The following is a 23676-nucleotide window of genomic DNA, read 5'->3' as shown; positions in this document are numbered from 1 at the left end:
TTCGTGAACACGCCCTGATCCTCAGGGTCTCCACGCCAGAAGCAGGGGCATCGCCCATGGACGACGTCGCCAGCCAGTTCATCGCCGCCAACGAGACCGCCCTCCGACTGGCGGTGGCGCTGCTGCTGGGGGCGCTGATCGGCATCGAGCGGGGCTGGGTGGCACGGGAGCAGAAGTCCGGCGAACGCATCGCCGGCATCCGTACCCATGCCCTGGTGGGACTGCTCGGCGGCATCGCCGCGCTGCTCGCCGAACGGCTCATCGCCTGGGCCTTCCCGCTGCTGTTCCTGGCCGTGGCGGCCATCGGCCTGGTGGCCTGGCGGGCCCGGGTGAGCGAACATCGCGACTACAGCATCACCGGCCTGATCGGACTGCTGCTCACCTTCTGCTTCGGCGCCATCGCGGTGGCCATCGACCTGGCCCTGGCTACCGCCTGTGCCGTGATCACCGCGGTGATTCTCGACAACAAGCGCGAGATCCACGGCCTGCTGGGCAAGCTGCAGGCCCACGAGCTCGATGCCGGCCTCAAGCTGCTGCTGATCACCGTAGTGATGCTGCCGTTGCTGCCCAACCAGGGGATGGGGCCGGGCGAGGCCCTCAACCCCTACCAGATCTGGTGGATGGTGGTGCTGATCGCCGCGATCTCCTTCGTCGGTTACTTCGCCATCCGTGTCGGTGGCCCCGAGAAGGGCATCCTCTTCACCGGCCTGTTCGCCGGGCTCAGCTCCTCCACCGCCCTGACCCTGCACTTCGCCCGCCAGTCGCGCCACAGCCAGGAGGTCCAGGCGATGCTGGCCGCCGGCATCCTGCTCGCCTGCGGCACCATGTTCCCGCGCATCCTGATCTACGCCGCGGTGGTCAGCCCCGGCCTGCTGCCTCGACTACTCCTGCCGGTCACGGTGATGGGCGTGCTGCTCTATGCCCCGGCCCTCCACCTCTGGCGCACCCAGCATCGGGCGCTCAAGCTCGACCGACCGGCGCTGATCCAGAACCCGCTGGAACTGCGCACGGCGCTGCTGTTCGGTGCCCTGCTGGCGCTGATCATGCTGCTCGGTGAATGGCTCAGGGAGTGGCTGGGCGAGGCCGGCATCTACCTGCTGGCCGCCACCTCCGGGCTGGCCGATGTCGACGCCATCACCCTATCGCTGACCCGCATGTCACTGGGGCGCATCGACGCCTCCACCGCGGTGCTGGGGATCGTCATCGCCGCCGCGGTGAACAACCTGGTGAAGGCCGGCCTCGCGGCCGGCTTCGGCACTCGCCGGCTCGGCCAGCGGGTCGCCCTGCCGATGCTCGCCTCCTTGCTGGCAGGGCTGGCGCTGGCCTGGCTGGTCTGAGCCGGCGAGCGAGCTCAGTCCCGCCGGCGTTCGACCTCGGCCAGACGCCGCTCGAGGAAGCGCCGCTCCGCCGCCTGGGTCACCAGGCGCAGGGCCTCGCGGTACTGCGCGGCGGCCTCGCCGTATCGGCCCAGCCGACGCAGCAGGTCGGCCCGGGTGGCCGGCAGCAGGTGATAGCCGGGCAGGTGGATCTCCTCGAGCAGGTCCAGGCCCGTCTCCAGACCGTCCGCCATGGCGATGGCCACGGCACGGTTGAGCGCCACCACCGGAGTGGGCTGGAGGCCGTGGAGCAGGCTGTAGAGCGCCGCGATGCGCCGCCAGTCGGTCCGGGCCGCCGTGGGCGCCTGGGCATGCAGGGCGGCGATCGCCGCCTGGATCGTGTAAGGCCCGGCCAGCAGGGAGCGCGCCCCCGGCGACCGGCCGCGCAGGGCCAGCTCGACCTGGGCGACACCCTCGGCGATCGCCTCCCGGTCCCAGCGCGTACGGTCCTGCTCCTCGAGCAGCACGATGTCGCCGGCGGTATCGGTCCGCGTCTCGCGACGGGCGTCATGCAGCAGCATCAGCGCCAGCAGGCCCCGGGCCTCGCGCTCGGCGGGCAGCAGGCCGACCAGCAGGCGGCCGAGACGAATCGCCTCATGGCACAGCTCGACGCGTATCAGCCGATCGCCGTAGCTGGCGACATAGCCCTCGTTGAAGATCAGGTAGATCACCGCCAGCACCGCTTCCAGACGCTCGGCCAGGTCGTCGTCGTCCGGCACCTCGAAGGGAATGCCGGCATCGCGGATCTTGGCCTTGGCGCGCACCAGCCGCTGGGCCAGGGTGGGCACCGGCACCATGAAGGCCCGGGCGATCTCCTCGGTGGTGAGCCCGCCCAGGGTGCGCAGCGTCAGTGCCACCTGGGCGGACCGGGACAGGGCCGGATGGCAGCAGGTGAAGATCAGCCGTAGGCTGTCCAGCGGCTCGGGCTCGTCGGCACCCGACGCGGACTCGAGCAGCAGCGCCAGATGGGTCGCGAGCTCGCCCTGCTTGCGCTCGCGCATCTGCCGGTGGCGCAGCTGGTCGACGGCCTTGTGCCGGGCGGTGGCCGCCAGCCAGGAGACCGGGGTCGGTGGCACGCCCTCGGCCGGCCACTGCGCCATGGCGGCCTCGAAGGCCGCCTGCAGGGCATCCTCGGCCAGCGCGAAATCGCCGAAGCGGCGAATCAGGCCGGCGAGCAGGCGACCATACTCACGCCGATAGAGGGCGGCCAGGTCGAGCTGCGTCCCCATCACATGCGATAGGCCGGGTCCACCGGCCGCACCTCGACCGCGCCCCCCACCCGCAGCGGCGGGATGCGCCGGGCCAGGGCCAGGGCCTCGTCCAGGTCGCGGCACTCCACCACATGGAAGCCCCCCAACTGCTCGCGGGCCTCGGCGAAGGGGCCGTCGAGGGTCACCACCTTGCCGTCCTGCTCGCGCAGGGTGGTGGAGGTGGCCACCGACTGCAGCCGTGCTCCGCCCCGGTAGTGGCCGCTGGTGACCATCTCCTGGATCAGCCCATGGTAGTCATCCATCACCTCGTCGCGCGACGCCTCGGGCAACGCCTCCCACAGGGCCTCGTCGATACAGCACATCAGCATGTATTGCATGTCGAAATCTCCTCGGTTGCCAAGCAGCCTAGGCGCTGCCTGCACAAGGGTCGAGCGACGGTGGTGAGAATCGACAGCGCATCGAGGGCGCGGGTGATGTCGATGGCCGCCCCGCTCGCTCGACCCATGGGGGCACACCCCCTTTTTGCCAGCCACCCCTGAGGAGACACCGCATGCGCTTCATGATCATCGTCAAGGCCAGCCAGGACACGGAAGCCGGTGCCATGCCCGAGGAAAGCATGGTCGCCGCCATGGCCGACTACCACGAGGAGCTGGCCCGGGCCGGCGCCCTGCTCGACGCCTCCGGGCTCCACCCCAGCGCCAGGGGCTGGCGCATTCGCTACCGGGGCGACCAGCGGCTCGTCACCGACGGCCCCTTCGCCGAGGCGAAGGAGCTGATCGCCGGCTATACCCTGATCCAGGTCGCCTCGCGGGAAGAGGCCCTGGCATGGACGCAGCGCTTCCCCAACCCCGCCGGCCCCGGCGGCGATGCCGAGATCGAGGTGCGCCAGCTGTTCGAGCTGGAGGACTTCGCGCCCGGGGAGGCGATCCAGCGCTTCCGCCAGTTGGGCACGGTCTAGCCCGAACGGCCAACCACCGCATCACTCGCGGGTGGTCCCGAGCAGCCGCACGCCGAGCCACCGGGCGAGCCCGGTGGCACCGTCCTGCATCACGGCATGATGGTTCCAGGCGAACAGCGGCCCCGCGACGGGGGCCACCAGGGCCATCCAGCGCCGGACGGGACGCACCCGCCACTCGTATCGCACCCGGGTGACTCGCCCCTCCTCGGTCAACTGCCAGCGGCCGCTACCCTGCACGTCGCCACTGGCGATTCCCTCGATCGATCGGCCCGGCCGGACGCGGGTGACGCGGATCTCGAAGCGCAGGCGATAGCCCAGGCGGCTCTTCCAGGTGTAGCGATACCGCCGGCCGATGCCGTTGGCATCACCCGGCGCCAGTTCCTCCACCGAGCAGAGGCTCTCCCACCAGGCCGGCCAGCATAGCGACGAGCTGATGGCCCGATACACCTCGTCGATCGGCGCCTCGAACCGCCAGGTGGTGACGAACCGGAACTCCGCCATGTTCGGGGTCCTTGCCTGCGCTCAAGACAGGTGCTCAGGGCGAGAAGAAGCTCTCCGGCAAGTCGGGATCGATGACGATCTCCTCCAGCCACACCCTCTCGATCACGCTCCCCAGCCGGTCCGAACTGATGACCTTGAGCGGGAACAGGGTCTCCTCGTCGAGCCACAGCTCGTAGCGGGCCACCTCGCCCACCCGGTGCCCCTCCTCGCCCTGCACGACCAGATGATGGCTGCGGCGACCATCGACCACGGCGCCACCCAGATGATGCAGCTCCCCCTGCTGCTGCAGTCGCTGCACGTTGCGCAGCAGGGTGCCCACGTCCGACTCGTCCACCCGGTGTCCCCGGGCGCTGCGTACCAAGGGGTTGAGAGGGCTGAGGGACAGACCGACACGCCGCTCGGGGGAGCCGAAGGGCCAGAGCCGGACTCGCCGGGTCTCGGGGCTGTAGATCAGCACGGCCCCGCTGTAGGGCGTGACCATGTCCATGCGGATGAAGCCGGGGCGACGGTAGGCGTAGCGGATGATCTCCTCGCCACGCCGACCCTCGCTGCGCACGGTCAGTTGGTAGGCATTCACCCGCTCGAAGCGCGACAGGGCCGCCGACAAGGGATCGGGCTCCAGGCCGAGCGCGACCACCATCAACAGTTCCGGCAACATGCATCTCTCCCCCATGGCCAGGCGGCGACCTGCCTGCCCTCAGCTTAGCAGCGTGGAGCCCGTGAACAGGCACAGTGTGACCGACAAGCTCCTGGCCATAGTGCTGCCCATCAGCGCCTTCGTGACCCTCGGCTTCGAGCACTCCATCGCCAACTGGTTCTTTTGCCCCAGGAGCTGGTCCTGGATGGGCAAGGGGTGGTGTCACTTGCCGGCTCGCTCGGCAATCTGCTGGTGGTCAGCCTGTGCAATATCGTCGGCGGCAGGGTCACAGCAACCGTGCCGCCAGCTCGACCAGGCTGGCCTCGACCGACGCCCCGGGCGTGCGCGCCTCGTCGCCTTGACGATACTTGCCGGTCTGGACCAGTGCGCCGCGCATGCCGATGTCCATGGCCGCAGCCACATCGGCCTCGGCATCGTCGCCGACCATCAGCGCATCCGCGGCGCCCACGCCGATATCCTCGAGCACGGCCCGGAAGAAGCCCGCCGCCGGCTTGCCCAGCACCACGGCCTCGGTGTCGGCGGCGTACTCGAGCGCCTTGACGAAGGGGCCGACATCCAGGTGCAGGCCACCGCGCTGGCGGAAATAGCGGTTGGTGCCCACGGCCAGCAGTGGCGCGCCCTGCTGGAGCACCTGAAAGGCCTCATCGAGGTGCCGATAGTCCAGTCGATGCTCGGCATCGCACAGCACCACCGCATCGGGGTCGGCGAGGTTCAACCCCTCGAACTCCGGCTCGAGGGCCTCGTGAACCAGCAGGTAGGGGCGCAGCCGGTGGTGCTCGAGATAGCGCCGGACCGCGGCCGGGGCCGTGAAGACCTGCTGCCGCTCCAGCTCGAAGCCCATCTCCAGTAGCTCGGCATAGACGGTGGCGCTGGTCTTGCGGGAGGTATTGGTCACGAAACGCAGCGCCAGGCGGGAAGCCTGCAGCCGCGCCACCGCCTCCACGGCACCGGGCAGTGGCACGCCATCTTCGTACAGCACCCCACTGATATCGAGCAGCACCGCCTGCAGCATCGTCATCCCCTCGCTCCTTCCCCTCCACTCTCCAGACTAGCAGCTGATCGGTGCCGCGTTCGCGCAGGGCACGGCGGGCATCCCTCTGTCACGGTGGCTGGGCAGAAACAGGAATCGCTCCTGGCAGTAAAAGACAACGCCCCCGGCAAGGAAAGCCGGGCGATTCGATTCTATTCTGAGAGCTAGGAGCCCGAATGGCCGCCAGGAGACCGTCATGATAGACACGGATTTCCGCACGCTCGCTGTGGGGCTGCCCGGGGCGGTGGAGCACGCCCACATGAACCACCCCGATTTCCGGGTCAGCGGCAAGATCTTCGCCTCCCTGGGCTACCCAGACGAAGCCTGGGGCATGGTCATGCTGACGCCGGAGGAACAGCAGCACTTCATCGCGGAGAACCCCGAAGGGTTCCAGCCCGCGCCGGGCGAATGGGGCGAACAGGGCTGCACCAGCGTGCACCTGGCCTCGGTAGATCACCACCAGGTGCGCGCCGCCCTGATCGCCGCCTGGCGCAACCAGGCACCCAGGCGCATGACCGAGCACTTCCACGAATAAGGCCCGTATCACCAGGCCCACCCGCGAGCCTGAAGGCATGGCCGTGCCCTACCCGATCCCCCACCGCCAACCGTCGAATCATCGACACGGACCGCTCGACGTGGTCGGCGCGCTACTCCTCCTCGGTGGGCCGATAGGCCTGCATCAAGCGGCGCTGGACGGCGTCGGGAGCCGGCTCGTAGTGGCTGAACTGCAGGGTGTAGCTGCCGGCGCCGCCGGTCAGCGCATTGAGCCGGTTGGAGTAGTCGGCGATCTCCGCCAGCGGCACGATCGCCTGGATGCTGACCTGGTCGCCATGGTTGCGGGTGTCCTGGATGCGCCCGCGACTCGCGGCGAGATCCGCGGTGAGATCGCCCATGGCGCTGCTCGGCCCCTCGACCACCAGTTCCGCCACCGGCTCGAGGACCGCCGGGTTCGCCTTGCGCACCGCGTCGAGGAACGCCTTGCGACCGGCGATGACGAAGGCGATCTCCTTGGAGTCCACCGGATGGGTCTTGCCATCGTGCACGGTGACCCGGATGTCCTGCAGCGGGTAGCCGGCCACCGCCCCGCTGGCCATGGCCTGGCGTACGCCCTTCTCCACCGCCGGCAGCAGCGAACCGGGAATCACCCCGCCGCGGATGGTATCCACGAACTCGAAGCCGGCCCCACGCGGCAGCGGCTCGACGCGCAGGAACACCTCGCCGAACTGCCCGGCCCCGCCGGTCTGCTTCTTGTGCCGGCAGTGTCCCTCGGCGGAGGCACCGATGGTCTCCCGATAGGCGATGGAGGGCGTGCTGGTCTCGACCTCGAGCCGGAAGCGCTCGGCAAGCCGCTCCAGGGCCGTGCGCAGATGCAGCTCGCCCAGCCCGCGCAGCACGATCTCCTGGGTGGTCGCGTCCTGCGTCACTTCGAGGCCCCGGTCCTCCTCGACCATCCTGGCCAGTGCCTCCCACAGCTTCTGCTCGTCACCGTGCCGGGTCGCCTGGATCGCCAGGCCGAACACCGGGGCGGGCAGTGCCACCGGGCGCAGGTGGATATGGTCCTCGTCGTGGGAGTCGTGCAACACGCTGTCGAAGGTCACCTCGTCGACCTTGGTCAGGGCGCCGATCTCGCCGGGGCCCAGGCGCTCGACGTCGAGATGCTCGCGGCCCTGCAGTCGAAACAGGGTGCCGACCCGGAACGGCTTGCGGGCCTCGCCGGCAAACAGCCGGGTATCGCGGGTGACGGTGCCCTGGTGGACACGGAACACCGCCATCTTGCCGAGGAAGGGGTCGTGCTCGATCTTGACCACGTGGGCCAGGACGTGGGCGTCCGGGTCGGGGCGGGCATGGTATTCCCGCCTGCCCTTCTCGTCGTCGCGCAGGAAGGGCGGCGGATTGCCCTCCAGGGGACTGGGCATCAGCCGCGTGAAGATCTCCAGCAGTTCGCGCACCCCGGCGCCACTGGCCGCCGACACGAAGCAGACGGGCACCAGGTGCCCGTCACGCAGCGCGGCCTCGAAGGGGTCGTGGAGCTGAGCGGGATCGAGCTCCTCCCCCTGCTCCAGATAGAGCGCCATCAGCTCCTCGTCGAGCTCCACCACCTGGTCGACCAGCATCTCGTGGGTCTCGGCCACGGAGGAGAAGTCCGCCTCGCCGGCGGGAGTGAAGAAGCAGTCCGCCACCCCCCGGGCACCCTGCGACGGCAGGTTGAGCGGCAGGCACTCGGGGCCGAAGGTGGCACGGATCTCCTCGAGCAGGGCGGGCAGCGCGGCGGGCTCGGCATCGATCTGGTTGACGATGATCAGCCGGCACAGTCCCCGCTCGCCGGCCCACTGCATCATCCGCCGGGCGCCGGCCTCGATGCCGCGGCCAGCGCTCACCACCACCGCCACCGTCTCGACGGCCGGCAGGATGGAGAGCGCCGCCCCCTGGAAGTCGGCCAGGCCGGGGGTATCGATCAGGTTGATCCAGGTCTCTCGCCACTCGATGCCCAGCACCGAGGCGCCGATCGAGTGCTGCAGCGCCTTCTCCTGAGCGGTGGTATCGCTGACCGTGGAGCCCTTCTCCACGCTGCCGGCACCGTCGACCGCACCGGCCGCCGCCAGCAGCGCCTCGGCCAGGGTGGTCTTGCCGGCACCGGCCGGGCCGGCCAGGGCGATATTGCGGATACGTTCGGGGGATAGCTCGGGCATCTCCTGGCAACTCCGCTGCGGTTCCATGCCGCGGATACGCGACTGTCTCTAGACAGGGTAGCAGGCGGTAGGGAAAACAGAGGAACGAACCACCGCTACTGCCTGCCCCGTCCGCGGAAGTGATGGCGGTCGATGCCCCGGCGAATGGGTGCTCGCCGCTGAAAGTGATGGGGCGCGAGGCCGCGGCGAATGTCCTTCCGCCGCTGGAAGCGTTGGCGCTCGATGCCCCTGCGTATGGGCTCTCGCCGCTGGAAGTGATGGGGCGCGAGGCCGCGGCGAATGTCCTTCCGCCGCTGGAAGTGATGGGGCGCAACGCCGCGGTGGGGAGGGGCAAACCGCTCGCGTTCGAACCGACGTGGGCCGATGTCGAACGCCGGCGAGTGAATCCGGCCGTGTGTCCCGAACCTCACGCCATCATGCCGCCGTGTCCGATGCCGAATGCCTCGGCCGGAATGCCGCGGCACGTGACGCCCGCGGTGGATGTCGTGTTGCTGTGCCCGATGTCGCGGGGCGATCACGACCGCCCCCGGCGAATGCCGATGCACCACCCCGTGGCGGTGGTGCCGGTCGAAGGTGCCGAAGGAGAACTGCGTGGACACGCGCCCCCCGGAACGCCACAGGATGCCGACATGCGCCCGAGAGCTCGCCACCATCAGGGGCCGGGACGGCAACGCATCGGGATGGATCGGCGCCAGCCCCTGGTCGGTCTCGGCCGAATGAAACGCCGGTGACACTACCTCGATAGACAGGTCCTGGGCTGGCAGGGGGGATACCGCCATGAACAGGAGCAGCAAGGGGGCGAGCACCAGCCTGGCAAAGACGCGCATGGCCACTCCTCCTCGGCGGGCAGGCCTGATCAGGGAGGTCCACTCCCGCGTCAAGCGCGCACACCGCCTCTCGGCGCCTGGACGTGGAGCACACGCACCGTGCCTCCGTGTCGGGCGCCTGGTATCAGCCAGTATAGGCCCTCTACCGTCCTCTCACCCCCACATTCCATCCTCATGCGACTTCATGTATTACATCAAAGCATCCAGATTGACTCATGCAGAAATTCAAGATATTCACGGCATGATTTTGACAACACCCCCCGGATAGAAATGAAGAAGGGGGAAATCCAGTAGCAGACTACTGGAACAGTGGTTGCCGAGACCATGAAGAACTTCTATGCTTTTTCTACCCGTTGTGACATGAAGCGACTTCATCGCGTAATGGGCGAAACGCCATAATACCAAACGCCTTGCCTGACACCCCCTGACCGACAGAATTCTCAAGAAAACCACTCATTAGGAAAGGTAATCACAAGACGTTTAAAACCGAGGATAAAATATCCCCACCCACTCATTAACACTACAACAACGGGGGGTGAATAATGAAAACACCCTGCCTCAAGAAAGTGGCCGCACTCTCCTTCATCATACCCATGACGACAATGGGGCTCGCTTTCGACGTCGAGGCTAAGAACCGTGATGTCGACCTAGTGCTTCTCGTCACCATCGACATGCTCAAGGGGGAGATGCCGTTTGCTCATTACGACCGACTATCGGAAAATGGCATACGGCATGTGATGGATAACGGACTCTCCTACACCAATGCACATTATCAACACTCGACCACATTCACGGCGGTAGGACACGCCGTTATCGGCACCGGAGCACCTGCAGCGGAACATGGCCTGGCGGGAAACGACTGGGCCGACAGAGAGACAGGAGAGCGCATCTATTGCGTTGCCGATCCCGACATCGCTCCCCTCATCGACACGGATGTGCGAGGCACCTCGCCCCGCAACCTGACCGCCACCACCTTTGCAGACGAAATCGTCCTGTCATCCGGAGGAAAGTCCCGAACCTTTGGCGTGAGCGTCAAGGATCGTGGCGCCATCATCACGGCGGGTCGCCTGGGCAAGGCATTCTGGTACAATCCACCGACAGGCGACTTCTATACCACTTCCTACTATTACGACGAGATGCCGGAATGGGTGGTTGATTTCAACGATGACGGGCACAAGGACAGGTATCGCGGCGAGCAGTGGACTCTCCTCCAGCCAGAGGAGAGCTATACTTTTGCGCACAATGACGACCGTGACCATGAGAAAGGCTACTATGCTCTCGGCCCCACGATGCCCAAGGACTACGATAATCCGGACGACAGCGAATATTATGCGGGGCTGCGCTTCTCGCCGGCAAGCGACGAGCTGACACTGGACTTTGCCAAGGCACTGATGGATCAGGAAGAGCTCGGACAGGGCGATGCCACGGACGTGCTGACCATCAGCCTGTCGGGCCTGGACTATGTGGGACATGCCTGGGGGACACACAGTCTCGAATACGAAGACATGTTCCTGCAAGTCGACGCCATGCTGGAGGACTTCTTCCGCTTCGTCGATGATCGGGTGGGGCTGGACAACACGCTGATCATGATCACCGGTGACCACGGCTCCGATGATATCCCCGAATACCAGCACCAGCATGGCCTGGATGCCGGCCGGCACTACCCGGAGGAATTCATCGATACGGCCAATGCCACCTTGCGCGAGCGCTTCGACATCTCCGAAGACCTGATCATGGCCTTCTGGAATCCCAGCCTGTTTCTGAACCCCCAGGTGATGGACGACAATGACTTGGCCTATCCGGAAGTCGAACAGGCTCTGGCCGACGCCATGCTGGCCCAGGAAGGCGTCAGCTACGCCATCACCCGCACGAGCCTCGAGAATGGGCAGATCCCGGACACGCCGATCACGCGTAAAATCATGCGAGCATTTCATCCAGAACGCTCGGGCAACGTGCTCTTCGTTCAAAACCAGTTCTGGTACCTGTACCACAACGCCGATCAGTTTTCGGCCATGCACGGAAGCCCCTACGCGTACGACACGCATGTTCCCATCCTGATCGCAGGACCGGATATTCCCCATCGTGTCGTGGGCCGAAGCGTGGCGGTAAGCGACCTCGCCATTACCACGACCAATTACATGAGGGTTCGGACGCCATCGGGAGCCGACGGCAATCTGCTCGAAGAGGTAGTGAGTGAGCGCGGATTATGAGGCGACTCGAACACCTGTCCATAGAGCTCGGGAGTGGCAACCCGCACTCGGTGAGAAGCACCGGGTGCGGGACCGGTTCCTCGTGTATAGGCGGTTGGCACCGACGAGTATGCATCGATTCTTTCATTGGCACTGGTGATGTCTACCAGTCTCTGGACACCCCATGGGCGATTCGTATCGAACAGGATGGCATGCGGTGCTTTTCTCGCTATTATTGGTTGCCACGCTGTCGAACGGAGACATGACGCGTGCTTCCGAAAGCGAAGGGAGCGAAGCGTTCGCGCAAGTGCTATTGCACAATGACTACGTAAAAGTCGTTGGCCTTCGCCTTTCGCCTGGCTCCATGAAAGCACAGAAGAACCCGCAGCACCGGGTCATCTATGCATTGTCCAGTCACTCGATTCGCCATGCATTCGATAATGGGGTCATCCGGGAGCACGAGTTTTCTGCAGGCGAGGTGCATTGGGTACGATCCGGAACCGTCAACATTCGCAACATCGGCGACTCCACGGCAAGGTTCATCGAGTTTCGCTCCCTGGTCACCCCCTTCGATCCAGATCCTCCGGGACCTTCGTCCCATGAGCTAGGCATCAGGACGAGTATCGCCGAAGTGGCTCCCGACCAGGCATCGATACTACTGGAGAATGACCATTTCCGTGTCATCGAATATATCATCGGACAAGGCGAAATGCTTCCCGAACACTTGACGACCAACCATGTCGTACTTTCCCTTGTCGATCTCGCCATCCGATATATAGAGCAGGAAAAAGAACCCTATACCAAGCGCATGGGCGAGATGGATATCGCCTGGCACCAGGCCGGGAACTATGCATTGCAGAACATGGCACCCCGAGAGGCAAACTTCATCACCGTGGAGGTCAAGCCACCACAGCGATATACCGACTATGAACCATGACTTCGCCAGCAGATTCCCATACATTCCATGGCGCGAGAGTTCAGCGTGGCGGCTCCCCCTGCGCCGCGCCCCGACGCACGCCTCATCGCGGTTCAAGGAGATAGCATGTCGATATCCCGTCTGATGGCAAGGCTCTGTCTCCTCCTCTTGGTTCTTCCCTTCACCGCCCCGTTGGTGGCGGAAGAGCTCGAGCATGACACGTTACAGATTGTCAGGGAGGTTTCCTTGCAGGAGTATGAGCCCCCATCGGATGGAAAGGTCACTCAAGACCAGATCGATGAGTTCATCCGCATCGCGCAGCGGGCGGCAAGCCTCGAGACAAGGCATATGGCCTCCTCCCATGCCTCTCTTCTGGCCAGAATCGAAGCGGTTGCCCTGGAGAACGGCAACTGGGCCGAGCATCAATGGGTTCGCTCACAGCTCATGCAGACGGTCGTCACCCGGACGATGGCAAACCCATCCCTGGACGACGCCAGCCGCCACAACGACGCACTCTTCGAGGCCAACAAAGATCGCCTCCGGGCCATCATGGATGTGCCGTAGAGTCTTCGGGCGCCACTTTGCCTGATCTCATCCGTTCGGGGGGAGCGCCGGCACCGCGCCGCAGCTGCTGCGTCGCCTGCCACTGCTCGGCGGCGGTCAGCACCTCCATGAAGTGGACCTCGCCATTGTGCAGCACCGCCTCCGGCACGCCGTCGCGGTAGAGCAAGCGGTTGCCCGCCACCGCCGGCAGGCGGGAACCGGGGGTGAGAATCCCCAGCAGGTTGAGCGGGTCGGCGGCCGACACCACCACCCGGGTGTCGTCCGGTTCGCGCTTGCGCATCGCCTTGAGCGCGCCCACCGCCTCCGGCAGCGCGAACTGCTCGCCGGCGAACTGCTGCACGAAGCGCCCGCCGCGAATCTCGCCGCGCGCCTCCAGGCGACGGTAGACGTAGAGCAGCTCGCGCCACGGCGGCAACGCCGACTCGCGCTCCATCACTCGCCGGAACACCACGCCGTAGCGGCCGAGCAGCACCCAGGCGATATGCTCCAGGCTCTCCAGGTCGGTGGTGATCCGCCGTCGCTCCGTGGTTGCCTCGCGCTCCGGCGCCGGCAGCCAGGACCAGCGACCGGCGGCATCCACGCCCGGGGCCTGGCGGCGGCGACGCCGTCGTCCCGCATCGATCGGCGGACGCTTGTGGGCCGGGGCGATCAGCGCTCGCAGCCCGGTGAAGCTGTCCGAGGTCACCAGCCCCCAGGCCGCCAGCTCGCCCAGCGCCTCCTCCACCTGGGTGCGCAGCATCCGCGTTGGGCCGAGCAGGTCGGCGAAGAACATCGCCCCGCCGGCCTGCAGCGCCTCGAGTACCCGGCGCGCGCCCCCGGACAGCGGCAGCGCCTCGGGATCCGGGGCCGGTGTCGCCGCCCGCCAGTCGTTCAGGGCCTGACGCTCCACCAGGGCGATGGGTGTGTTGCGCAGCGGCCCCGGCCGCTGGCGGCCGTCGTCCGCCGCCACGCGCGGCGACACCAGGCGCAGCCAGACGAAACGCCCGCTGGCGAGCAACTGGTCGAGCAGGTGGGACGCATAGTCCGCGACCCGGGCCGGCAGCACATCCGGCTCCCAGGCCCCCGCCGCCACCGGGAAGCCCTCCAGCCGCTCCACCGCTCCCGCCAAGGCCTCGGCCCCCTGCGGGCGATCGGTCAGGCCGTGCCAGTCGAGCAGGAAGCGTAGATAGGTCTGGACGCTGACCGGCTCGATCTCGGCCCGCCGGCGATCGACGGCATAGCGATGCACTCGGGCCAGCAACCGCCGCTCGCACCACTCGACCTCACGCGTGGTGCCGGTATAGCGGCCCTGGAGCACGAAGCCTTCGGCCTCCAGTCGCGCCAGCGCCGCCGTGCCCCGTGCCGGCGACATGCCCAGTGGCGTGGCCAGGGTCGCGGCGGTCACCGGGCCAAGTGCCTCCAGTCGCGAGCGCAGCAGCTCGATCAAGGCCGTGTCGGCGCTCCCGGGAACCGGCCCCACTGCCTCGATCGCAGGCGTCGGCGCGGCCCGAGGCTGGACCCCGCGCACTTCGGCCAGCCGCTCCGCGGCCACCCACAGCACCTCGCCCTCGGGCATGGAGACCGCCGTGGCGCGCCGCGCCTCGGCCAGCTCGGTGAACCAGGCGCGCCACTCGTGCCCTTCCCGCTCGGCTTCCGTCGTGGTCAGGAAGCCGCACAGCACCAGGGCATCGTGCAGCTCGTCCATGTCGCGTGGTGCCGGCCAGGCCTCGTCGCGCACGCGGCGAATGACCTCGGCATCGTAGCGGGCCGAGGCGGCGACATCCGCCACGTCCAGGGCGTTGCCGGTACGCACGCTGAGGGTACGACGCTCCTCCTGGGCACCGTCGTCGAGGAAGGCGTAAGGCCGGGCGTTAACCACCTCTTCCGCCAACGGCGAGGGCACGGCGAGATCCCGGCCACTCACGGCGATCTCACCCGCCTCCAGCCGTTCGAGCAAGTGCTCCAGGCCGGCCACGTCCATGGCCTGTGTCAGGCAATCATGCAGTGTCTGGGAAACCAGCGGATGATCGGGAATCTCGCGCATACCGGCCAGGTTCTCGGCACAGGCCAACTGGTCCGGAAAGACCACCGACAGCAAGTCCTCGGCATCCTGGCGCTGCAGTTGGGGCGGGCGCCGCCGGCCGTTGCGGGTGCGCGGCACCGCCAGGCCGATGGAGGCGTTCCAGCGCCAGCGCAGGCCGAACATCGGCGCGTCGAGCAGCGCCTGGGTCAGCACCTCGCGCACCGTCCTGGCCTTCAGGTAGTGCCACACCTCGTCGAGCGGGAAGCTGTGGGTGGGGCCCAGCGACAGCACGATGGTGTCCTCCAGCGCCGCCGCCTGCAGCTCGAAGTTGAACTTGCGGCAGAAGCGCTTGCGCAGCGCCAGCCCCCAGGCGCGATTGAGCCGCGAGCCGAAGGGAGCATGCAGGACCAGGTGCATGTCGCCGGCTTCGTCGAAGAAGCGCTCGAGCACCAGGTGCGCCTGGCTGGGCACCACGCCAAGCGCCGCCCGCGCCCGGGCGAGGTAGGCGGCAAGCTGCTCGGCCGCCTCGCCAGCGAGGCCATGGGTCGACTCCAGCCACTCGCGCGCGGCGTCCTCGCCCTCTTCCGCCAGGCGCTCATCCACGCCGGCCCGCAGCCGCGACACCGCCTGGGACAACTCCTCGCTGCGCGCCGGCGCCTCGCCGAACCAGAAGGGAATGCTCGGCGGCGCGCCCCTGGCGTCCTCGACGAACACCCGCCCGGTCGCCACCTTGAGAATGCGATAGCCCTGGTTGCCGAGCTGGAAGACATCGCCCGGCATGCTCTCGAAGGCGAAGTCCTCGTTGACCGTGCCGACCCGGAGTTCCTCCGGCTGCAGCATCACGTCGTAGTCGAACTGGTCGGGTATCGCGCCACCGTTGGTCAGCGCCACCAGCCGCGCGGCTCGCCGCGGGCGCAGGCGGCCGTTGACCCGGTCGCGGTGCAGATAGGCGCCTCGCCTCCCGCGGCGGGTGGTGTAGCCATCGGCGAGCATCTGCAGCACGTCGTCGAAGCGCTCCCGGGGCAGCGCCCGATAGGGCCAGGCCGCGGTCAGCCGCCGGAACAACGCTTCCTCGTCATATTCGCCGGCACCGGCGACCTCGGCCACGATCTGCTGGGCGAGCACGTCCAGTGGCCCCTCGGGGATGTGCAGGCGGTCCAGCTCGCCCGCATGCACGGCCCCCATCAGCGCCGTGCACTCCAGCAGGTCGTCGCGGGTCAGCGGGAACAGCCGTCCTTTCGGCAAACGACCGACGCCATGGCCGGAACGCCCCACCCGTTGGAGCAAGGCGGCGATGGAGCGTGGCGAACCGAGCTGGCAGACCAGGTCGACCTCGCCGATGTCGATCCCCAGCTCCAGCGAGGCGGTGGCCACCAGGGCGCGCAGCTCCCCGCTCTTGAGGCGCTGCTCCGCGTCCAGGCGATGCTCGCGGGCCAGGCTGCCGTGATGCGAGGTCACCGCCGCCTCGCCCAGGCGATCGGCCAGGTGACGCGCCACCCGCTCACAGACGCGCCGCGTGTTGGCGAAGATCAGGGTGGTACGGTGTTTCTCCACCAATGCCGCCAGGCGGTCGTAGACCTCCTCCCACACCTCGTTGGCCATCACCGCGGCCAGCGGCGAGCCGGTCACCGCGATGGCCAGATCGCGCTCGCGCACATGGCCGGTGTCGATCACCGTGCACTCGGCGCCGCCAGTGAGAAAGGCGGCGACCTCCTCCACCGGCTTCTGAGTGGCCGAGAGGCCGATGCGCTGGGGCGGCTCATCGGTCAGGGCGGCCAGCCGCTCCAGCGACAGCGCCAGATGCGAACCGCGCTTGGTGCCGGCCACGGCATGGATCTCGTCGACGATCACCGAGCGCACGCTGGAGAGCATGCGCCGGCCCGACGCCGAGGTCAGCAGTATGTAGAGCGATTCCGGCGTGGTGACCACGATATGGGGCGGCCGCTTGCGCATGCGCTCGCGGTCCCCGGCCGGCGTATCGCCGGTGCGTACCCAGGCACGGATTTCCGGCGTTGGCAGGCCCTCTGCCGCCAGTTCCTCGCTAATCCCCGCCAGCGGCGCCTGCAGGTTGCGCTGGATGTCGTTGGAGAGCGCCCGCAGCGGCGACACATAGAGCACCGTCGTTTCGTCGAGCAGCTCCTCCCCCAGACCGTGACGCACCAGACCATCGATGGCGGCGAGGAAGGCCGCCAGGGTCTTGCCGGAACCGGTGGGCGCGGCGATCAGCACATGGCCGCCGGCGCCGATCGCCGGCCAGGCGCGGGCCTGGACCTCGGTGGGCACGCCGAGGTCGCGCTCGAACCAGGCCTGGACAGCTGAATGGAAGGCGTTGAGTGACATGACAATACACCTCACCGGTAACCGCGGCGCCATGATCCAGGACCGGAAAATGCCTTGTAAATCCTCGCTGACGGCACCATGGTTCAAGTAAAGCCTGATTGCCTATGGGGTGTCCATGACACAGCGGGACGATCGGCGGAACGGGAAGCGGCAAGGCCACATGCAGCAAGACAATGGCCAGCCCGACCCGAACGAGGAGCTTCGGAACAAGATCCGTCAACAGTGGATGATGTTCGTCTGGTTGTTGGTGGGGCTCCTGCTTTTCTTCTACTACATCGACGTTCAGCAGCAGCCGACACGGGCCGAACTCGGCTACTCCGAATTCGTGGAAGCCGTGGAGGATGGCTATGTCAGCGAGGTTACCCTGCGGGGCCAGCAAGTCGAAGGCACCTTGACCGAAGAAGGCCGCAGGAACCTGGAAGTCGGTGACGCCCAGGCATTCGAAACCGTGCTACCGGAGATGGACCACCAGCGGTTGCTCGACCGACTCGAGCAGCATGGGGTGAATATCAAGGCCTTGTCGACCGAATCGCCTTGGTGGCAGCAGCTGCTGATGGGAATGCTGCCGCTGATCCTGATCCTCGGCCTGCTGTTCTGGTTCTGGTATCGCATGCAGCAGAGAGCGATGTCGGGAGGCGGGCTTTTCGGCATAGGCCAGTCCAAGGCCAAAAGAATCCGGCGCGAAGACAGCCACGTGCGCATGAGTGACGTGGCGGGCTCGGACAACGCCAAGCGGGAAATCGCCGAAGTGGTGGAGTTTCTCAAGAACCCGGCTCGCTTCCGTCAGCTCGGTGCCAAGATTCCGCGCGGCATCCTGATGATGGGGCCGCCCGGCATCGGCAAGACCCTGATGGCACGTGCCGTGGCCGGCGAGGCCAACGTGCCGTTCTTCAGTGTCAGCGGTTCCGAGTTCATCGAAATGTTCGTCGGTGTCGGTGCCTCGCGGGTACGCGATCTCTTCAAGCAGGCCAAGGAGGAGGCACCCTCGGTAATCTTCATCGACGAGCTCGACTCCGTGGGCCGCACTCGTGGTGCCGGCATGGGGGGCGGTCACGACGAGCGCGAACAGACCCTCAACCAGATCCTCGCCGAAATGGATGGCTTCGAGGTAGAGGAATCGGTGGTGGTGCTGGCCGCCACCAACCGCCCCGACGTGCTCGACCCGGCCCTACTGCGCCCCGGCCGCTTCGACCGCAAGATCACCATGGAACGCCCCCACCGGCAGGCGCGTCATGCGATACTCCAGGTGCATACGGCGAACATCCCCCTGGCCGAAGGCGTTTCCCTGGAGCGCCTGGCGCAGATCACCACCGGCTTCTCCGGCGCCGACCTCGCCAACCTGGCGAACGAAGCGGCCCTGCTTGCCGGGCGTCGTGAGAAACACGAGGTGGACTGGGCGTGTTTCGCCGATGCACGCGACCGCATTCTGCTCGGCGAAGTCCGGGAAGCCGCCCTTTCCGAGCGAGAGCGGCATATCGTGGCCTATCACGAGGCCGGCCACACGTTGTTGGCCTACCTGCTGCCCCACGCCGACCCACTGGAGAAGGTCACCGTCATCCCGCGCGGCCAGGCGCTAGGGGTGACCGCGCAGGTTCCCGAGGAAGAGCGCTACAACTACAACGAGTCCTACCTGCGAGACCGCATCACCGTGATGTTCGGCGGGCGCCTGGCCGAGTCCATCGTCTTCGGCGAAGTCAGCAGTGGCGCGGAGAACGACCTCCAGCAAGCGACACAACTCGCCAGACGCATGGTGGCCCACTGGGGCATGAACGAGCGCATCGGCCCCACCGCCTTCCCGCAGAGCCATGAGCATGTGTTCCTGGGCAAGGAACTCGGCCAGGGACGCGAGCACAGCGAAGCCACGGCCGCCGTGATCGACGACGAGATCCGTCGGCTCCTGGTGGACATCGAGTCCCGCGGCCGTGAGCTGCTCGAACGCAACCGTGATCATCTCGATACGCTCGCCGACGCCCTGGAACGGCATGAAACCCTGGAAGCCGACGAGATTCGCCGCCTGCTCGAACCGTCACGGCCACACATCGCCACGCCCCCTCAAGGGTGAGGACCGCGTGGTACCAGGCTGGGCCGTCGCATGCCCAGCGCCGGCAGGATGAGGATGGACGACACCACGGCACAGGCCGCGAGGAAGGCGATCACTCGATGGCCGCACCCGGCGACGCCACCTCGCCGTGGCCCGCCTCCCGTTCGAGCAAGGCGCGTTTTCTCTCCACCCCCCAGCGATACCCGGACAGCGTCCCGTCGGTGCGCACTACCCGGTGGCAGGGAATCGCGATGGCGAGCGTATTGGCGGCACAAGCCCGGGCGACGGCTCGCACCGCCTGGGGTGCTCCGATCCTCTCGGCCACCTCCGCATAGCTGGCGGTCGAGCCCACCGGTATCTCGGTCAGGGCATGCCAGACACGCCGCTGGAAGGCGGTCCCGCGGATATCCAGGGGGAGCGACAACCCGAGCCGCGGAGCCTCGACGAACCCCACGACACGGGCCACCCACTCGTCGAAGCCCGCATCGCCGGGAATCAGCCTGGCCGCCGAGAAACGCTCCTGGAGCTCATGCAGCAGCTGGTCCGGGTCGTCGCCCAGGGAGATGGCACAGATCCCCTCGTCGCTGGCGGCCACCAGGATCGATCCCAGCGCACACTCGCCCAGGGCAAAGCGGATCTCCATGCCCTCACCTCCTGAACGGTATCTCTCCGGCGTCATGCCGAGGATCCCGGACGAGGCGGCATAGAAACGGCCGCTGGAGCTGAAGCCCGCATCGAAGATCGCGTCGGTCACCGTCTCGCTGCTCAACAGCTCCTCCCGCACCCGCTCGGCGCGACACGCGGCGCCGTATGCCTTCGGGGTCAAGCCGGTGGTCGCCTTGAACACCCGGTGGAAGTGAAAGCGACTCAATCCCGCGGCGTCAGCCAGGTCGTCGAGGGAGGGAAGGGCCTCGGATGCCTCGATCAGGCGACATGCGCGGGCAACCGCCCGGGCGTGTCGCTGCGCCAGCGATGTTGCCTGTGGTCGACATCGCTTGCACGCCCGATAGCCGGCTCGTTCGGCCGCGTCCCCGTCGGTGTAGAACTCGGTGTTCTCACGGCGCGGCCGCCGCGCCGAGCAGGTCGGCCGGCAGTAGATCCCGGTGGAGCGCACCGCATAGACGAAGGCACCGTCCGCCGTAGTGTCCCGGTTCAGGACCGCCTGCCACCTCGCCTCATCGGTGGTGAAGGTACAGGGCGGATCAACACGATCATGGGTCATGACGGGCCTCCTTCCATTACCCGATTCTCTGTTCATCGAGGATGGGCCAGCCGGCCTCCATTCGCACTCCGTCTCTTGCTTTCAAACCAGCCAGCCGTCTCCGACGTCGACACGCTGTCAAAGCGGCCCGTTTGACGGCAAGAAGCGGAGTGAACCCGATCACACAAGGCGAGGGGGGCGCCTAGTCGGAGTCTGTCGCCCCGGGCTGCCGAAACACCAGCACCAACCCCAGCAGGATGGCCAGCATGCCCGCCAGGCTGAACGCGGACAGCGCGTTGCCCAGGAACAGGTAGTCCATCGCCGCGGTGACCGCCGGCACCAGGTAGAACAGGCTGGTGACATTGACCAGGTTGCCGGCCTGGATCAACCGGTACAGCAGCAGTTGCGCCACCACCGAGATCACCAGCGCCAGCCATAGCAGCGGAATCAGGAACCCCACCGAGAGTTCGAACGACAGCGGCTGGAACGCCGCGAAGGGCAGGCACAGCAGCAGGCTGGCGGCATACTGCAGCGGCAGGACCTCGATGGGCGACTGCTGCATACGTTTCTGCAGGATGGCGCCGCCGGTCATGCAGGCCAGGGCCCCCAGCGCGAACCCCATGCCTCCCGGCGAGAAGCGGGCCTGGCCGATGCTCTGGTAGACCACCATGACCAGCCCGGTCAGCGCCAGGCCGAGCCCCACTAACCGCGCCAGCGGGAAGCGCCGCTCCAGCAGCGCCAGCGTCAGTATCGGCTGCACCCCCAGCACGGTGGCCAGCACGCCCGGCGTTATGCCCTGGGCCAGTGCCAGGAAGTAGCAGATCGCATAGGCCCCGATCAGCAGCAGCCCGGTGCAGGCGACGCGCAGGCGCGTGCCGGGCGCGGGCAACCAGCGTCGTCGGTAGAGGCCGATGGCCATCAGCACGGTCAGCGCCAGGGCGAAGCGCAGCACCAGGAAGGCGGAAGCGGAGGCGTGATCGAGCCCCCACTTGGTGAAGATGGCACCGCTGCCCCACAGCAGCACGAAGAGTGCCGTGGAGCCGTAGACGGCCCAGGCGGTGTTGTGGAATGTCATGAGGAAAGTCACCTGTCGAGAGACGCACAGGCTCCAGCGGCCCTATCGGGCCAGCGTTGCAGAGAGGCAATCGACTGCTGGAGCCGCCTGGCGGGCTGGCGATCAGCCCAGGGCAGACGCGGGCGGCGGGGAAACGCCGGCCACGGCGATCCCCACCGGCGGAGAGACACCGACCGGCGGGGCGACAGATGACAGGGGGGGAGCAGTCACGGCACGCACCACGGCGGCGACTGGAGTGGCCACCAGCGTGGAAAGAGGAGAGCGTGCAGAGGTGGTCATGAACAGTTCCGCCTGGATGCGACTACGCATTAGAAAATAGCATGCCCGGCCGCGGCGTCAATCCACATCGCGTCGTGATGCATGACCAGACCATTGCATACCCGGCAACGGGGCTTGTTCCTCGGTTGCCAACACGAATCGCCGCCTCGGGCCTGGCGCTCGGCGCGCCCCCTGGCGCTAGCGGCCTTCCAGTTCGGCCTGCCGCTGCCTGACCACCTCGACCGCGAAGGCCATGAAGGCGCGGACACGGGCGCTGCGACGCAGGTCCGGATGGACCAGCAGCCACAGGTCGGTCGCCACCTCCGGGCCGATCGCCAGCACGCACTCCAGTTCGCTTTCCCGGCGAGCCATGTAATGCGGCACCACGGCGAGCCCCGCGCCGGCCCGGGCGGCCCCCAGCGCCGCGACGACGCTGTTCGTGCGTAGCGCGAAGGCCTCCGGCGGCACCCGTTCGTCCAGCCATCGGCTGCTGGCGAGATGGCGGATCATCTCATTGCCGCCGACGAAGCGGTGCCCCGCCGGGCGCGCTGGATCCTCGAGCGCCGGACGCTCCCGCAAGTAGTCGCGCGCACCGTACACCCCCCAGCGGATGGTGCCCAGCCGGCGGCCGATCAGGTTCTCCGGCGGCGCCTGCGTCGGGCGAATGGCGACATCCGCCTCACGCCGGGCCAGGTCGAGAAAGGCACTGACGATCAGCAGCTCCAGCTCGATGCCCGGGTAGCGCTCGACGAAGCCCTGGAACACGGGCGCGAGAAACGCATTGGCCAGGGTATCGGTGGTGGTGACGACGACCCGCCCGGAAAGCCTCACGTCGCGCCCCCCGAGCTCGCGCTCGATGGCCTGCGCCTCCTCCTCTACCCGTTCCGCGTGCTTGCGCAGTATCTCGCCCGCCGCCGTGGGCACATAGCCCTGCGGCAAGCGATCGAACAAGCGCACCTCCAGGTCGGCCTCCAGCGCCTTGAGCCGCCGGAACACCGTCGAGTGGTTGACGCCGAGCGTACGCGACGCCCCGGCCAGGCTACCGGCGCGAGCGATCGCCAGGAAAAGCCGCAGATCGTCCCAGTCGAAGTTCATGCCTTGCAACTCTGCAATGATCCTATGCAAGTTTTGTCGATTTCATTGCCGATGCGCAAATCCTACGCTGGTCGTCACGTTGCCGAGGCAACGGATTCACATCGCCGACACCTGGAGTCCCACCATGAAGACGATCCACCGTGAAGAGCTTGCCGCCCGCCTCGAAAGCCGGGAGCACCCAACCCTAGTAGAGGCGCTGCCGGAGAAGTATTTCCGGGAGTGGCACCTGCCGAATGCCGTCAATATCAACCACGACCAGGTCAAGCAGCGCGCGCCCGAGTTGCTGCCAAACAAGCATGCCGAGATCGTGGTGTACTGCGCCAGCGCGACCTGCCAGAACTCGGACATGGTGGCCAACCAGCTCGAGGCCATGGGCTATACCGACGTTGCCGTCTTCAAGGGCGGCAAGGCGGAGTGGGAGGAGGCCCAATTGCCCGTCGCCACGGCCTGACGAGCCAGGGCCCTTCGCAGGGGCCTGCCGTGCTTCGATCCGGAGGGCCCCTTTCGTGGCGGCGTGGGCCCCATCCCAGCGACGTGTCGAACGCCACTCGGGGCGCCGTCGATCGCTGGACAGGCCTGCGCCTCCCCCTCTATACCACAAAGGGCATGCCGCCCTTGCCGGTCTCGCCTGGCGGCACGATATCGACAGGATGCGCCATCTTCGGTGTCGCCATTACCTGCCCAGGCAGCAGGCGCAAGGACGTCGCGGGTCCGGGGACGCGACATGACGTCGGCGGGCACCGA

At 67.1% G+C, this 23676-nt stretch carries 20 protein-coding genes and 1 pseudogene; 10 read left to right on the top strand and 11 right to left on the bottom strand.

Going from position 1 to position 23676, the window contains the following annotated elements:
* The first annotated feature begins 56 nt into the window (after positions 1 to 56).
* Positions 57 to 1337 carry an MgtC/SapB family protein gene (locus CR157_RS08885; RefSeq protein ID WP_110283178.1) on the top strand — a complete coding sequence of 427 codons (1281 nt, stop codon included), beginning with the start codon at positions 57 to 59 and terminating at the stop codon, positions 1335 to 1337.
* A gap of 14 nt (positions 1338 to 1351) precedes the next feature.
* On the opposite strand, the gene CR157_RS08880 is transcribed toward CR157_RS08885, so the two are convergent.
* Both CR157_RS08880 and CR157_RS08875 read right to left on the bottom strand, forming a co-directional pair.
* Complete coding sequence (locus tag CR157_RS08880) at positions 1352 to 2605, bottom strand: RNA polymerase sigma factor (RefSeq protein WP_110283177.1); 1254 nt, start codon at positions 2603 to 2605, stop codon at positions 1352 to 1354.
* Positions 2605 to 2964 carry a YciI family protein gene (locus CR157_RS08875; protein ID WP_110283176.1) on the bottom strand — a complete coding sequence of 120 codons (360 nt, stop codon included), beginning with the start codon at positions 2962 to 2964 and terminating at the stop codon, positions 2605 to 2607. Before CR157_RS08875 ends, CR157_RS08880 begins: the two co-directional genes overlap by 1 nt.
* Positions 2965 to 3137: 173 nt before the next feature.
* Between CR157_RS08875 and CR157_RS08870 the strand changes: the two genes are divergently transcribed.
* Positions 3138 to 3545, top strand: a complete 408-nt coding sequence (locus CR157_RS08870; RefSeq protein ID WP_110283175.1) for a YciI family protein — start codon at positions 3138 to 3140, stop codon at positions 3543 to 3545.
* Between the two features lie 21 nt (positions 3546 to 3566).
* Here the strand turns inward: CR157_RS08870 and CR157_RS08865 are convergent, their stop codons facing one another.
* Entirely contained in the window at positions 3567 to 4046 is a 480-nt protein-coding gene (locus tag CR157_RS08865) for an SRPBCC family protein (protein WP_110283174.1), read from the bottom strand.
* Positions 4047 to 4080: 34 nt separating this feature from the next.
* Positions 4081 to 4704 (bottom strand): LolA family protein, encoded by a 624-nt coding sequence (locus tag CR157_RS08860; protein WP_110283173.1) that lies wholly within the window; start codon positions 4702 to 4704, stop codon positions 4081 to 4083.
* On the opposite strand from CR157_RS08860, the pseudogene CR157_RS23315 reads away from it, so the two are divergent.
* A pseudogene (locus CR157_RS23315) lies at positions 4703 to 4870 on the top strand (formate/nitrite transporter family protein); the annotation flags it as partial. The gene CR157_RS08860 and the pseudogene CR157_RS23315 overlap by 2 nt on opposite strands.
* 99 nt (positions 4871 to 4969) lie before the next feature.
* On the opposite strand, the gene CR157_RS08850 reads toward CR157_RS23315, so the two are convergent.
* Positions 4970 to 5722: a TIGR01458 family HAD-type hydrolase gene (locus CR157_RS08850; RefSeq protein WP_110283172.1), complete on the bottom strand. Its 753-nt coding sequence runs from the start codon at positions 5720 to 5722 to the stop codon at positions 4970 to 4972.
* A gap of 208 nt (positions 5723 to 5930) precedes the next feature.
* Here CR157_RS08850 and CR157_RS08845 point away from each other — a divergent pair, with 208 nt between their 5' ends.
* Positions 5931 to 6269 (top strand): MmcQ/YjbR family DNA-binding protein, encoded by a 339-nt coding sequence (locus CR157_RS08845; protein ID WP_110283171.1) that lies wholly within the window; start codon positions 5931 to 5933, stop codon positions 6267 to 6269.
* A 112-nt stretch (positions 6270 to 6381) separates the two neighbouring features.
* Here CR157_RS08845 and fusA read toward each other — a convergent pair whose 3' ends face one another.
* Positions 6382 to 8424 carry an elongation factor G gene (fusA, locus tag CR157_RS08840; RefSeq protein WP_110283170.1) on the bottom strand — a complete coding sequence of 681 codons (2043 nt, stop codon included), beginning with the start codon at positions 8422 to 8424 and terminating at the stop codon, positions 6382 to 6384.
* A gap of 122 nt (positions 8425 to 8546) precedes the next feature.
* Between fusA and CR157_RS22215 the strand changes: the two genes are divergently transcribed.
* The 4 genes from CR157_RS22215 to CR157_RS08820 all read left to right on the top strand — a co-directional run bounded on the left by CR157_RS22215 (position 8547) and on the right by CR157_RS08820 (position 12920).
* Positions 8547 to 9155 (top strand): hypothetical protein, encoded by a 609-nt coding sequence (locus CR157_RS22215; protein ID WP_146218664.1) that lies wholly within the window; start codon positions 8547 to 8549, stop codon positions 9153 to 9155.
* 638 nt (positions 9156 to 9793) lie between these two features.
* Complete coding sequence (locus CR157_RS08830) at positions 9794 to 11461, top strand: alkaline phosphatase family protein (RefSeq protein WP_110283168.1); 1668 nt, start codon at positions 9794 to 9796, stop codon at positions 11459 to 11461.
* A 163-nt stretch (positions 11462 to 11624) separates the two neighbouring features.
* The gene (locus tag CR157_RS08825) at positions 11625 to 12377 is read left to right on the top strand and encodes a hypothetical protein (protein ID WP_146218663.1); all 753 of its coding nucleotides are present in this window, start codon (positions 11625 to 11627) and stop codon (positions 12375 to 12377) included.
* A gap of 105 nt (positions 12378 to 12482) precedes the next feature.
* On the top strand, positions 12483 to 12920 hold the full coding sequence (locus CR157_RS08820; RefSeq protein WP_110283166.1) for a hypothetical protein: 438 nt from the start codon (positions 12483 to 12485) through the stop codon (positions 12918 to 12920).
* Here the strand turns inward: CR157_RS08820 and CR157_RS08815 are convergent.
* Entirely contained in the window at positions 12904 to 17262 is a 4359-nt protein-coding gene (locus tag CR157_RS08815) for a DEAD/DEAH box helicase (protein ID WP_110283165.1), read from the bottom strand. The two genes, CR157_RS08820 and CR157_RS08815, sit on opposite strands and share 17 nt — an antisense overlap.
* Positions 17263 to 17422: 160 nt before the next feature.
* On the opposite strand from CR157_RS08815, the gene ftsH reads away from it, so the two are divergent.
* Positions 17423 to 19324, top strand: a complete 1902-nt coding sequence (gene ftsH, locus CR157_RS08810) for an ATP-dependent zinc metalloprotease FtsH (RefSeq protein WP_219999916.1) — start codon at positions 17423 to 17425, stop codon at positions 19322 to 19324.
* Between the two features lie 91 nt (positions 19325 to 19415).
* Here ftsH and ada read toward each other — a convergent pair whose 3' ends face one another.
* From ada to CR157_RS08795, 4 genes are all read right to left on the bottom strand, one after another.
* On the bottom strand, positions 19416 to 20525 hold the full coding sequence (gene ada / locus CR157_RS08805; protein ID WP_110283163.1) for a bifunctional DNA-binding transcriptional regulator/O6-methylguanine-DNA methyltransferase Ada: 1110 nt from the start codon (positions 20523 to 20525) through the stop codon (positions 19416 to 19418).
* A 181-nt stretch (positions 20526 to 20706) separates the two neighbouring features.
* Positions 20707 to 21579, bottom strand: coding sequence for a DMT family transporter (locus tag CR157_RS08800; protein ID WP_110283162.1), 873 nt, complete (start codon positions 21577 to 21579; stop codon positions 20707 to 20709).
* Between the two features lie 102 nt (positions 21580 to 21681).
* Entirely contained in the window at positions 21682 to 21858 is a 177-nt protein-coding gene (locus CR157_RS22580) for a hypothetical protein (RefSeq protein WP_181422015.1), read from the bottom strand.
* Positions 21859 to 22035: 177 nt separating this feature from the next.
* Entirely contained in the window at positions 22036 to 22932 is an 897-nt protein-coding gene (locus tag CR157_RS08795; RefSeq protein WP_110283161.1) for a LysR family transcriptional regulator, read from the bottom strand.
* Positions 22933 to 23056: 124 nt separating this feature from the next.
* Between CR157_RS08795 and CR157_RS08790 the strand changes: the two genes are divergently transcribed.
* On the top strand, positions 23057 to 23383 hold the full coding sequence (locus CR157_RS08790; protein ID WP_110283160.1) for a rhodanese-like domain-containing protein: 327 nt from the start codon (positions 23057 to 23059) through the stop codon (positions 23381 to 23383).
* The last annotated feature ends 293 nt before the right edge of the window (positions 23384 to 23676 follow it).

This window comes from Halomonas sp. LBP4, from assembly GCF_003202205.1.
In the GTDB taxonomy this organism is placed as follows: Bacteria; Pseudomonadota; Gammaproteobacteria; order Pseudomonadales; family Halomonadaceae; genus Halomonas; species Halomonas flagellata.
The sequence above is the reverse complement of the archived record's forward strand: the minus strand, read 5'-3'. Positions and strand labels throughout refer to the sequence as shown.

Coding starts and splice junctions, on each gene's coding strand:
- CR157_RS08885 (WP_110283178.1), top strand. CDS start 57: ATGGACGACGTCGCCAGCCAGTTCATCGCCGCCAACGAGACCGCCCTC.
- CR157_RS08880 (WP_110283177.1), bottom strand. CDS start 2,605: ATGGGGACGCAGCTCGACCTGGCCGCCCTCTATCGGCGTGAGTATGGT.
- CR157_RS08875 (WP_110283176.1), bottom strand. CDS start 2,964: ATGCAATACATGCTGATGTGCTGTATCGACGAGGCCCTGTGGGAGGCG.
- CR157_RS08870 (WP_110283175.1), top strand. CDS start 3,138: ATGCGCTTCATGATCATCGTCAAGGCCAGCCAGGACACGGAAGCCGGT.
- CR157_RS08865 (WP_110283174.1), bottom strand. CDS start 4,046: ATGGCGGAGTTCCGGTTCGTCACCACCTGGCGGTTCGAGGCGCCGATC.
- CR157_RS08860 (WP_110283173.1), bottom strand. CDS start 4,704: ATGTTGCCGGAACTGTTGATGGTGGTCGCGCTCGGCCTGGAGCCCGAT.
- CR157_RS08850 (WP_110283172.1), bottom strand. CDS start 5,722: ATGACGATGCTGCAGGCGGTGCTGCTCGATATCAGTGGGGTGCTGTAC.
- CR157_RS08845 (WP_110283171.1), top strand. CDS start 5,931: ATGATAGACACGGATTTCCGCACGCTCGCTGTGGGGCTGCCCGGGGCG.
- fusA (WP_110283170.1), bottom strand. CDS start 8,424: ATGCCCGAGCTATCCCCCGAACGTATCCGCAATATCGCCCTGGCCGGC.
- CR157_RS22215 (WP_146218664.1), top strand. CDS start 8,547: ATGGCGGTCGATGCCCCGGCGAATGGGTGCTCGCCGCTGAAAGTGATG.
- CR157_RS08830 (WP_110283168.1), top strand. CDS start 9,794: ATGAAAACACCCTGCCTCAAGAAAGTGGCCGCACTCTCCTTCATCATA.
- CR157_RS08825 (WP_146218663.1), top strand. CDS start 11,625: ATGGGCGATTCGTATCGAACAGGATGGCATGCGGTGCTTTTCTCGCTA.
- CR157_RS08820 (WP_110283166.1), top strand. CDS start 12,483: ATGTCGATATCCCGTCTGATGGCAAGGCTCTGTCTCCTCCTCTTGGTT.
- CR157_RS08815 (WP_110283165.1), bottom strand. CDS start 17,262: ATGTCACTCAACGCCTTCCATTCAGCTGTCCAGGCCTGGTTCGAGCGC.
- ftsH (WP_219999916.1), top strand. CDS start 17,423: ATGCAGCAAGACAATGGCCAGCCCGACCCGAACGAGGAGCTTCGGAAC.
- ada (WP_110283163.1), bottom strand. CDS start 20,525: ATGACCCATGATCGTGTTGATCCGCCCTGTACCTTCACCACCGATGAG.
- CR157_RS08800 (WP_110283162.1), bottom strand. CDS start 21,579: ATGACATTCCACAACACCGCCTGGGCCGTCTACGGCTCCACGGCACTC.
- CR157_RS22580 (WP_181422015.1), bottom strand. CDS start 21,858: ATGACCACCTCTGCACGCTCTCCTCTTTCCACGCTGGTGGCCACTCCA.
- CR157_RS08795 (WP_110283161.1), bottom strand. CDS start 22,932: ATGAACTTCGACTGGGACGATCTGCGGCTTTTCCTGGCGATCGCTCGC.
- CR157_RS08790 (WP_110283160.1), top strand. CDS start 23,057: ATGAAGACGATCCACCGTGAAGAGCTTGCCGCCCGCCTCGAAAGCCGG.